We start from the raw sequence: 10,760 nt of genomic DNA on the forward strand, positions 1-10,760 counted from the left end.
TGAAATGTTGTAACATATCAATGAATACGATTCATAAGTCTCTACGTGACGATGACTTCCCTCTCTCTGCTCGAACTCCGACATCTACGCACCCTCGCAGCCCTGGATGAAACAGGCAGCGTCTCGCGTGCGGCAAAACGCGTGCATCTGACTCAATCGGCCTTGTCGCACCAGATCAAAGTGTTGCAGAACCATTACGGCTTGCCGATAGTGCGCCGCCAGGGACAAAACATTGAACTGACCGAAGCGGGAAAGCATCTTGTCACATTGGCGCGCAGGGTACTTGAGGAAATACAGGCTACCGAACGAAATCTTGCCAAAATGTCGGAGCATGCCTCGGGTAGTTTGCGCATCGTGCTTGAGTGCCACACCTGCTTCGACTGGCTGATGCCGCTGATGGACGCCTTCCGCCAGAACTGGCCGGAGGTCGAACTTGATCTGGTTTCGGGATTTCACAGCGATCCCATCCAGCTTCTGGAAGAAGGCGGCGCGGACGTGGTGATCGGGTCGGAGCAGGTCGAGCGACGCGGTATCGTTCACCACCCGCTGTTTCGCTTCGAAATTCTTGCAGTTCTGGCGCCGGAACACCCGCTACGCGCGAAGAAAATCCTGCATGCACGCGACTTTGACGGCGAAACGCTGATTACCTATCCAGTACCGGAAGAGCGTATCGATCTTATCCGCAACGTGCTGAAACCAGCCGGCGTTCAACCTGAGCGGCGCACAGCCGAGCTTACGGTGGCGATCCTGCAACTTGTCGCCAGTCGGCGGGGTATTGCGGCGCTACCTAGCTGGGGCCTTAAAAACTATGTCGAGCATGATTATGTGACCGCGCGACGGATTGGTTCACAGGGACTGTGGAGCGACTTGTACGCGTCAACGCTGGCGGAAACCGCCGCACGGCCCTATCTGCGCGATTTTCTGGTTACTGCAAGGAATACGTGCTTTGCAACGCTGGATGGAATCATTCCCCTGGAGCCGGCGGAGCAATAGGTAACAGATGGGAAAAAAGCCGGGAGAAACAGTTGTGGAGAAGAAGCGGGGAAGAAGTATAAAGAGAATAAACGGGATAGACAGGGGGGTATAAGCAAGTACCTGGGTTTATCAGTAAACTGGCAGGCCCTTCGGAGATGAAGGACCTGCCAGACAAAATTTCCCTGGGATTTCCTCAGTGCAGTGTAACCGGCTCCTCTTCTTCGCAAGCGAGATCGGCGCAATACTTCTCATAAATGCCGTCCAGGAACCCCCACAGCGCCTCACATGCACGCATGGTCGCGGCGAGCACCTCGGCCTGCTTCTCCGGGGTGTCCGCAAACCGCTCGATCAACATCCATTCAGCCTGGGAATGATATACATCCGCTTCCTCGTGAACGCTGAAGAACTCATAGCTTGAAGGATCGCTCATTCCGTAGTATCTCTCCAGTCCATCAATTTTTACCGAAGCGATCGAAGGCACCTGCGATTCAAAGGCGTGCAACGCGGCAAGACCTGCGTAGAACGGCTGGTTCAGGCAGATATCGCGGAAGGTGAAAACCAGCCGTGCTGTTCCGGGCAGGGCAGAGGCCTGCGCAAGGTCCTTGTCGCTCGAACCCAGAGCCAGGGCGAAATTCTTCCACAGGGCCGGATGGTTCTTGTCACCATGCTCTTCGCTGATGAGGTTGTTGAGCACTTCCTGGCGCACACTGATGTCGCCGCTATTGTCTTCGCTATGAAAATGCGGCGTATTGAAATGTACAGCGCTCAGATAGGTCGGCTCGGCCAGCACATTGTGAAAATATTGTTCGGCATAACCGCGCAACTGCTCCTTGGTGAGCTTGCCCGCCGTCCAGGCCTGATAAAAAGGATGCTTCAACAAGTGCTTCGCATCAATGATGGAATCGACCTTTTGCTTGAAAGATGAGTGAGTTGTCATGGTTTTCCTCTAAAGCAGAGATGGTAATTCAGGGAATTTCCGGAGTAATCGGTTTGCATATCATCTACAAATAATGCGCGTAAGTCAAATTCGGTTCATTTTCTCGAACTGAAATCCTTCAATTTTTACCGTCTTTTGTGTAGGTCAATTTAAGGAACTATATGTAATAACCCGCATTTATTCCCGTCCCAGAGCATATGCGTCTTATTAATACTTGAATTCTATGATCTGGCGTTTTCAGATTTAACTCATGTCAAAAAGTCTTCCCTCTTGTTCTGAAATCAACGGGATAGCAGGATCTCATCCCTTCTCAGGCTTGGGTCAAGCCACATATCCCATGTATCCTGTAAAAGTATGACCGGCATCCGATCATGAATTGGCTGCATCAGCGCATTGCACTCTGTCGTGATGATGGCACAGCTCTCTTTCGTCTCTCCCGTATCGCTGTCCCAGGTTTCCCATACGCCGGCAAACGAGAATGGTGCGCCGTCCCGGCTCGATATAAAATACGGCTGCTTGCGCCTGCCCTCCGTTTTCCATTCGAAGAACCCGGAAGCGGGGATCAGGCAACGCCGCTGGCGGAAGGACTGCCTGAACATGGGTTTTTCGGCCACCGTCTCTGCCCTGGCATTATTCAATACGGGCAGCTTCTTCATATCCTTGAGCCAGTAGGGAATGAGGCCCCAGCGCATCATGGAACCCATGCGGCCACTGTCAGTATCGCGCACGGCGAGGATTTCCATGGTTGGCGCAATGTTGTAGCGGGGCTTCAGTTCCGGTATGAATGAAGCACGGTACCAGTCTGCCAACACAGGATCAGGATGATTCAAGCCGTAGCGTCCGCACATTTTCAGCTATCCTTCCAGAACAGGTTACACTTTTTTCATATTGCATCAGGCCGCACTCCTGGCAAACATTCTGCCCCTTGGGCTCATGACATCCCCCTGCCCCGTCTTCATAGGGCTTCAATCTCCGCTCCTAATACCACACTTGCCCCTGCTGCATCCCATTCCTGCGGGGTCGCCTGTTCCTGAGTGTTTAACCCTGGTAACGCCTCTTCCCGGTTATCCCTGAGCATACCCTCGAACGGGCTTCCGAATGCCGCCAAGGGCTTGTTGCTGGTACAATCCTGATGAGCTATCAAGTGCAGGAGTCGTAATCAGGATTTCCAGGATTTCCAGGATTTCCAGGATTTCGCGCCTTTCACTCAGGCCGCGCGCCTCCACTTTGCAAGCCTTTTATCGGGCTGAAAATTTATTCAACGCTTTTCTTAACTGAAACGCAGCTTTATTTTCTCAAGCAGGGTTGCCATGGATGAGCAATCGAGCCTGCTGGCGCTGTTTACCAGCAGCTTTCTTGCTGCCACGTTACTTCCGGGCGGCTCGGAAGCAGTACTATTTGGCGTGCTGACAGCTTACCCCGAGCTTTACTGGCCCGCTCTGGGGCTTGCTTCAGTTGGCAATACCATGGGGGGCATGAGTTCCTATGCGATAGGCCTCTTGCTGCCCGATGAGAAGTCACTGCTTAAAAGATTAGGGGGAAGCAAGCGGGGTTTGATCTGGGTACGCAAATATGGCAGCCCGGTCCTGCTGCTCGCCTGGGTGCCTGTCATTGGGGATGTGCTATGCGTGGCAGCAGGATGGCTTCGGATTAACTGGATATCGACCATGCTGTTCATGGCCCTGGGAAAGTTTGCCCGGTACTGGGCCATCGCCGCTGCGATCAGCCTATAGACAATCTATGGACGACTATGGACGAAATATACGGTCGCTTCAGTCCCGCTTCATGAGGCCCAAGCGCCATCGATGGGCTCAGGGAGCGGGCCACCATTGGCCAACGTTCCCCTCGTCGATATCAATCAATCGATCAATTTGTCCGGATTTATTTTGCTTCGGCGCTTTCCAGCAGCTTCTGCAGTTCACCGCTCTGGTACATTTCGGAAACAATGTCCGATCCTCCGACAAACTCTCCATTAACATAGAGCTGCGGGATGGTAGGCCAGTTTGAGTAATCCTTGATGCCCTGGCGAAATTCCGGTTCCGCGAGCACATCCACTGCAAAAAGATCATCCACGCCGCAAGCGTTGAGGACTTTTACTGCGTGGGCCGAAAAACCACACTGTGGGGCTGCCGGCGAACCTTTCATGTAGAGCACCACGGGATGCGTGGTGACTTGTTGCTTGATGATTTCCTGCGTATCCATATCTGACTCCTCAAAAAACGTTAGCTCTGCAAATCGGATTATCGAGGGAAAGCCCTCATGGCAATTCTTCGATATATCTTATTATTATTGCATTTTAGCAGCTTCTCCCGGGAAACTCCTAAACCATCCACCGCTTACCCGCATTATTCCAGCAAGATCGGGATGGGAGAACATGTCCCTGAAGCCTGCTTCACCCAGGAGGCGTCTGCAAGCTTCCGCCTGATCGTAACCGTGCTCCAGCAGCAGTGAGCCTTCGGGCGCCAGATGAGCGGGAGCGGAAGCAATAATCAACCGGATGCAGTCAAGACCTTCTCCCTGGGCTACGAGTGCAATCTGGGGCTCGAAGCGCAGATCACCCTGGGCCAGATGAGGATCGTCCCTTGCTACATAAGGCGGATTGGATACGATCAGATCAAAGCTTTCGCCGGCCACTCCATCGAACCAGTCTGCCTCCATAACGCGCACATTATTCAGCTTGAATCGCGCGGCGTTGGCGTTGGCAACGGCAACCGCGGCGGCTGAAACATCGACTGCGGTAACCTCCGCCACCGGACGATGCCTGGCCAGGGTCAGCGCAATAGCGCCGCTGCCCGTCCCTAAATCAAGAATCCTGCACTGGCAATGCGGAGGAATCCGCGCCAGCGCGAGATCGATCAATAATTCGGTTTCGGGTCGAGGAACGAGTACCGCAGGCGTGACGTTGAACTCCAGACTGTAGAACTCACGCGTGCCCGTCAGATAAGCAACCGGTTCGCCCAGGGCCCGCCTGTCTGTCAGCAGGTAAAACGCTTGCGTCTGCTCGGCGGTCAGTTTCTGCTCGGGATGAGCAAGAAGGTAGGCATGATTTACGTTGAGGACGTACTGCAACAGCATCCGCGCGTCGATATCGGCAATGTTTCGGCGGGCTTGCCCCAGCGCTTCGAAAATTGTGATGGACGACACCGGAACGGAGAATCTACTCCGCCATTGCCGCCAGCTGCTCGGCCTGATGCTCGGCCAGCAGCGCGGAGCAAAGCTCGTTCAAATCCCCATCCATGATCTGCTCGATCTTGTACAGCGTCAGGTTGATGCGGTGATCCGTTATCCGCCCCTGGGGAAAATTGTAAGTGCGGATACGTCCTGAACGGTCACCCGTACCTACCAGGGACTTGCGCGTTGCCGCCTGTTTGCTTTGCTGCTCCTGCATCTGCTTGTCGCGGATGCGCGCAGCCAGCACGCTCATCGCCTGCGCCTTGTTTTTATGCTGGGAACGGCCATCCTGGCATTCGACCACGATTCCCGTCGGCAGATGAGTAATGCGCACGGCAGAATCCGTCTTGTTGATATGCTGGCCCCCTGCTCCGGAAGCGCGAAAAGTGTCGATTCTCAGCTCGGCAGGATTGAGCGCGACATCCTCGATCTCGTCTGCTTCGGGCATCACCGCAACGGTGCAGGCGGAAGTATGGATGCGCCCCTGCGTCTCGGTCGCTGGCACCCGCTGCACCCGGTGCCCACCCGATTCAAACTTGAGTCTGGAATAGGTGCCCTCACCGCTGATTTTGGCAATGATTTCCTTATACCCGCCGGCGTCGGACGGGCTTTGCGAAATGATTTCCACCTGCCAGCGCTGGCGTTCAGCAAAGCGTGCATACATGCGAAACAGGTCGGCCGCAAATAGCGCAGACTCGTCTCCCCCGGTACCGGCCCGGATCTCCAGAAAAATATTGCGCTCATCGTTCGGGTCTTTGGGCAGCAATTGCTTCTGCAATTCCGCACCATAACGCACCAGCCTCTCTTTGGCATCCCGTATTTCGGCATCGGCAAACTCGCGCATGTCAATGTCAGCAGCCATCTCCTGCGCGGTATGAATATCCTGCTCGCTTTGCAGATAAGCGTTATACAAGTCGACCACGGGCGCAATCTCCGCACGTTCACGCGCCAGCTTGCGGTATTGATCGAGATTGACCATGATGCTTTCGCTGCTCAGCAGACGATTCAACTCCTCCAGGCGCACGCTGAGTTGCGTGAGCTTGGCAGCTATACTTTTATTCATTCTGAGGGATGAAGGTGATACAGGCGGCTGATCAGGTCGACCAGATCGTCACGCTCGTCCTCAGCGGCGTGGTTGAGCGCGTAGGAGGGTAAATGGAGAAACTTGTTGGTAAGCCCGTTGCTCAGGGATTCGATGATTTTCTGCGGATCCTCACCTTTGGCCAGCAGTTTTTTTGCACGTTCCAGTTCATGACGTCGGTAACGCTCCGCCTGGTCGCGCAAGGCGCGTATGGTGGGCACAACGTGGCGCGATTCCAGCCAGTGCATGAAATTGACCACATTCGAGTCGATAATCGCCTCTGCCTGCGCCACCGCTCCCTGCCGGGAATCCAGACCTTCCTTGACGATATCGGCAAGGTCATCTACTGAATAGAGGAACACATCATCCAGCTCCGCCACCTCAGGCTCCACGTCTCGCGGCACAGCCAGATCCACCATGAAAATCGGTCGGTGCTTGCGTGCCTTGATCGCCCGCTCCAGCATGCCCTTGCCAAGAATGGGGAGCGTGCTCGCGGTACAGGTGACGACAATATCGTGAAGCGCCAACTGGTCGGGAAGCTCGTTCAGGGTGATGACTTGCCCGTTCAACCGATGCGCCAGGGCCTGGGCCCGCTCGACAGTCCGGTTGGCGACAGTGATGCGCTTCGGATGACGGGCAGCGAAATGGCTCGCACATAGTTCGATCATCTCGCCCGCACCGATGAATAACACGCGCTGCTCGCCGATGTCCCCGAAAATGCGCTCCGCCAGCCGGGTGGAGGCCGCTGCCATGGAAACGGAATTTGTGCCGATTTCGGTGGAGCTGCGAACCTCCTTCGCAACAAAAAAGGTGCGCTGGAACAGCTTGTGCAACAGCATGCCGAGCGTCCCTGCGTGCTCAGCCGATTTTACTGCATCCTTCAACTGGCCGAGTATCTGGGGCTCGCCCAGCACCATGGAATCCAGTCCGCTTGCAACGCGAAAGGCGTGCTTCACGGCTTTTTCCCTCGGCAACCTGTAGAGATACGGCTCAAGCTCACGAGTCGGCAACTGGTGAAAATCCGCCAGCCAGTGGGTGGCTTCGTCCGGTTTATCGGTACTGCAATAAATCTCGGTGCGATTGCAGGTAGAAACAATCGCCGCCTCTCTCACCGGACGATGGCTTACCAGATCGTGCAACGCATCCTCCATGGCGTCCGCTGGAAACGACACCTGCTCGCGCACATCCAGCGGCGCGGTCTGGTGGTTGATGCCGAAGGCAAATAACTGCATCGAAGACACGTTAGCTCAGTACCGGCTGAATTTTAAAATTTCGTGATTATAGTATTACAAGCATTTGAATACCAACAATTGGAAGAGTTTCGGGTCCAGAAAAAAATATGGGAACAGTGTCAAGCGGGATCAGTAACCTGTACGTCAGGGAGGGAAACTTCATAGTTCAATTCGATTGATTGGGAGGGCAAGGCCGCAAGCTTCCTCAATGTAGTGCACTGTGGGCTCAAGGGGAACATCATTCCCAACATTAAGAATCTTTTCCAGGAAATCCCCGTGACTGGTATCCTGAGTCACAGCCCATTGTGCAATAGCTGGTCTTCAGATTACCTTAGCCATGCTTGAGATCAATATCCGCGGAATCACCAAGACGAGTAGAGAGGATTGTGCGCGCACTAAAGCACAACTCTATCATTTAGCCCAAGAACCCCATGAACTCACCCTCCGATGAATCGCCGATCGAATTGAAGGCACCCGCCCTTGAGGTTGCCGCACCGATTGTTACCGAAAAAATATCTCTCCTTGACACTGAGCCAAGGGAAAGGAACTCAACGGCTCTTTGGATACTTGCATTCATCGCAGTCATTGCCGCGCTATATCTGGCGCGGGCTTTCCTTGTTCCACTATTGTTTGGCATCCTGGTAAGTTACACATTAAGCCCGGTGGTGGATTGGTTTGAACGCTATCGTATTCCGCGCGCGTTGGGGGCGATATGTGTACTGGGAGTGCTCGTCGGGGGCACCTCCTGGATGACACTCTCTTTAAGCGCCGATGCGGCGATAATGGCTGAACAACTTCCGGAGACGGCTCGCAAGCTGCGGCAGAGTTTAAACATTTTGCGCGATGGGAACTGGAGCACATTGCGCCATGTTCAGCAAGCCGCGGACGAACTCGGGCGCGTGGCTGTCGACGCCGGTCTGGAATCAGCAGCAGACCGCGCAGTCATAATCAAGGAATCGGAAAATAGTACATGGCTGCGCGATCTTATGCTCACGCAGTCAGCGCTGCTGGTCACGTTTACCGCACAAGCCCCGGTAGTATTGCTGCTTACTTATTTTTTGCTGGCCGCAGGCAGCCATTTCCGACGCAAACTTGTACGGTTTGTCGGCCCGACGCTTTCCCAGAAGAAAGATGCAGTACGGATACTTGAAGAAGTAGACAGTCAAATCCAGCGCTACCTCCTTGTCATGTTGATATCGAATGTTTTAATTGCCGTCATGACCTGGCTGGCGTTCGAAATGCTGGGACTGAAGCATCCCGCCGTATGGGGGGTAGCTGCCGGAGTGCTGCATTTTATTCCGTACCTGGGAACTGTCGGAGTTGCGCTCGCCTGCGGCGTTGCCGGGATGCTGCAATTTGGCTCGCTTGGCCAGGCATTCTTGCTGATAGCGGTATTTTTGCTTATTTCAGGCGTGGTGGGAATGGTGTTTACCACATGGCTACAGGGCAGATTTGCACGCGTGAATCCTGCAGTTCTGTTCATCGCACTGTTATTCTTCGCCTGGCTGTGGGGCATAGCAGGTTTACTGCTCGGAGCCCCATTACTGGCTATTGTCAAAGTAATCTGCGATCGAGTCGAATCGCTCAAACCGGTGGGCGAACTCCTGGGGCAGTAATCAACTTTTGCATTGACGGATGGGCGCCCCCGAAGAGGCAAGGCGCTAGAGGCTGCTAATGCAGCACTCAGAGCATGGAACAATAGCGACACTACCAACTTCCGCCGCGAGCTGTTAAGCAACTTAAGGTAATTTTTTTTAAATGTGGCCTACCGAACAGTATGAGCTGCTAAAAAACGTTAATCTGATTTCCAATGCCGTAGCGATTTACTGAAATAACGGCAAATCATCTCAATATCAGCAAATCATCATCTCTTAAATTTCGTAGAAAAAGGAGATCGACTTATGAATAAGGATCAAGTGAAAGGAACCGCGAAAGACATCGCAGGAAAAATTGAGGAAGAGGCCGGAAGGGCGGCAGGAAGTAAAGAGCATGAGGCTAAGGGCCTTGGCAAACAAGTTGCCGGCAAGGCACAGAAGAAATATGGAGACGCCAAGGAAGCCGTGAAGGACGCGGCAGACAAGCTTTAAATCAACTTTCCAGACATCCCCTTCCTCTCAACCAAAACCCGCTTCGGCGGGTTTTTGGCTATTTGATTCAGCCTGCAAGCCTTCCCCTTCTTTTTCTGAAGAAGACTTACATCACTCCAGAGTTGTCGGCCTGTTGGCTCCGGTAATAATGGATCGGCATATCTCAAGGAGTTCAAGGGATCAGGGCAGAGTGCCCATCCATTTCACTTGCGTTTCACCTTCCTGCTGACTTCCTCCCAGGTGGCCCCTTAATAGAGGTCATGGATGCTGCCGAGCATCCTGTGCACACTATAAATTCTGTAACAAACCGTCCATACAATCGAGCCCGAAAATGGCTAAATATATTCCCTATGTAAGAACCGAACAAGGCTACATAGAACGAAGTTCTTACGCTATTTTCAACTCCCCGGGTAGCAGTTCCAGCAGTTGCGTAGCTCCCTATATACATGAAGAACAGCTTGTCGGATGGCCTGAATCGAAGGTGTACTGGGCTGCTAAAGTTGGACCGTGGGTCTGGCTCCCCTCGATCTCTGTCGGATCACATTCCTGGTCGATAACAGGCCGACAATAAAACCGAAGCGATGGGCATGTCAGCAGTACGTGGATAGGGTGTTTATTCGTTCGAGGACAGCTTTTCGCTGAGCTCTTCAAGAAAACCTTGCTGCCCAGGACGAATGCGTCGCTTTCCTTCGGGAATGTCAAACCACTCCGCTCGATCCACCTCCGGGAACTCCCGGATTCTGCCGGAGCCTTTCGGCCATTCCATGCTGAAAGCATTTGAGATCAACCCTGAGGAGTCCCAATCGCTTTCCGTAGCCCAGGCGTCCACCCGCTTCCCGCTGGGTTGCTTGCGCTGTGTAAGTGGAAGGAAGGGGCCTGATGGACGATGCCCGGTTTCCTCGAAAAACTCCCTCAACGCAGCCTGAAGCGGTTCTTCATCCTCCTCGTATTCGCCCTTTGCAATCGACCATGCACCGAGATCCTTGTTTTTCCAGAACGGACCTCCAGGGTGGACAAGCAGAACCTCCAGCCGGCCATTCCGTCTGCGATAGAGCAGAATACCCGCGCTTTTCTTACTCATGCTGATGATAATTCGACTGCCCGCTACAGGATCAATCCGAAGAGCGTATTAAATGTTTTGAAGTACTCAACAACCACCAGCTAAAGCTGGTGGGTTAGTGTTACGGACTGAAAGTCCGGATACGCGTCGACTAAACGACGCGTCCTAATCGGGTTCCATCTTGAAATCATCGTCAGGCCTCGGCTCGAAATGATGC

Annotated in this window: 12 protein-coding genes; 4 read left to right on the forward strand and 8 right to left on the reverse strand. The window is 53.6% G+C overall.

Translation table 11 applies throughout. The features are described 5' to 3' along the window. Positions 1-51: 51 nt before the first annotated feature. Entirely contained in the window at positions 52-993 is a 942-nt protein-coding gene (locus tag C8R21_RS11675; protein ID WP_219906651.1) for a LysR family transcriptional regulator, read from the forward strand. A 175-nt stretch (positions 994-1,168) separates the two neighbouring features. Here the strand turns inward: C8R21_RS11675 and C8R21_RS11680 are convergent, their stop codons facing one another. The 3 genes from C8R21_RS11680 to C8R21_RS15670 all read right to left on the reverse strand — a co-directional run bounded on the left by C8R21_RS11680 (position 1,169) and on the right by C8R21_RS15670 (position 3,056). Beyond that, complete coding sequence (locus tag C8R21_RS11680) at positions 1,169-1,912, reverse strand: 4-aminobenzoate synthase (protein ID WP_107762859.1); 744 nt, start codon at positions 1,910-1,912, stop codon at positions 1,169-1,171. A 281-nt stretch (positions 1,913-2,193) separates the two neighbouring features. Next, a complete protein-coding gene (locus C8R21_RS11685; RefSeq protein WP_107762860.1) occupies positions 2,194-2,760 on the reverse strand; it encodes an SOS response-associated peptidase in 567 nt (188 codons plus the stop codon). A 107-nt stretch (positions 2,761-2,867) separates the two neighbouring features. Then, a complete protein-coding gene (locus tag C8R21_RS15670) occupies positions 2,868-3,056 on the reverse strand; it encodes a hypothetical protein (RefSeq protein WP_146162482.1) in 189 nt (62 codons plus the stop codon). Positions 3,057-3,222: 166 nt separating this feature from the next. Between C8R21_RS15670 and C8R21_RS11690 the strand changes: the two genes are divergently transcribed. Continuing rightward, entirely contained in the window at positions 3,223-3,645 is a 423-nt protein-coding gene (locus tag C8R21_RS11690) for a YqaA family protein (protein WP_107762861.1), read from the forward strand. Positions 3,646-3,793: 148 nt separating this feature from the next. Here the strand turns inward: C8R21_RS11690 and grxD are convergent, their stop codons facing one another. The 4 genes from grxD to hemA form a co-directional block, all read right to left on the reverse strand. Then, on the reverse strand, positions 3,794-4,114 hold the full coding sequence (gene grxD / locus C8R21_RS11695) for a Grx4 family monothiol glutaredoxin (protein ID WP_107762862.1): 321 nt from the start codon (positions 4,112-4,114) through the stop codon (positions 3,794-3,796). Positions 4,115-4,198: 84 nt separating this feature from the next. Further along, a complete protein-coding gene (gene prmC / locus C8R21_RS11700) occupies positions 4,199-5,056 on the reverse strand; it encodes a peptide chain release factor N(5)-glutamine methyltransferase (RefSeq protein ID WP_107762863.1) in 858 nt (285 codons plus the stop codon). A 13-nt stretch (positions 5,057-5,069) separates the two neighbouring features. Then, the gene (gene prfA, locus C8R21_RS11705; RefSeq protein ID WP_107762864.1) at positions 5,070-6,146 is read right to left on the reverse strand and encodes a peptide chain release factor 1; all 1,077 of its coding nucleotides are present in this window, start codon (positions 6,144-6,146) and stop codon (positions 5,070-5,072) included. Then, positions 6,143-7,396, reverse strand: coding sequence for a glutamyl-tRNA reductase (gene hemA, locus C8R21_RS11710; protein WP_107762865.1), 1,254 nt, complete (start codon positions 7,394-7,396; stop codon positions 6,143-6,145). Before hemA ends, prfA begins: the two co-directional genes overlap by 4 nt. 431 nt (positions 7,397-7,827) lie before the next feature. Here hemA and C8R21_RS11715 point away from each other — a divergent pair, with 431 nt between their 5' ends. Both C8R21_RS11715 and C8R21_RS11720 read left to right on the forward strand, forming a co-directional pair. Beyond that, a complete protein-coding gene (locus C8R21_RS11715) occupies positions 7,828-9,012 on the forward strand; it encodes an AI-2E family transporter (RefSeq protein WP_107762866.1) in 1,185 nt (394 codons plus the stop codon). Between the two features lie 285 nt (positions 9,013-9,297). Then, on the forward strand, positions 9,298-9,483 hold the full coding sequence (locus C8R21_RS11720) for a CsbD family protein (RefSeq protein WP_107762867.1): 186 nt from the start codon (positions 9,298-9,300) through the stop codon (positions 9,481-9,483). 613 nt (positions 9,484-10,096) lie between these two features. On the opposite strand, the gene C8R21_RS11725 is transcribed toward C8R21_RS11720, so the two are convergent. Then, positions 10,097-10,564 (reverse strand): NUDIX domain-containing protein, encoded by a 468-nt coding sequence (locus C8R21_RS11725; protein ID WP_107762868.1) that lies wholly within the window; start codon positions 10,562-10,564, stop codon positions 10,097-10,099. Positions 10,565-10,760: the final 196 nt, after the last annotated feature.

The organism is Nitrosospira multiformis (genome assembly GCF_003050865.1).
Lineage (GTDB): Bacteria > Pseudomonadota > Gammaproteobacteria > Burkholderiales > Nitrosomonadaceae > Nitrosospira > Nitrosospira multiformis_E.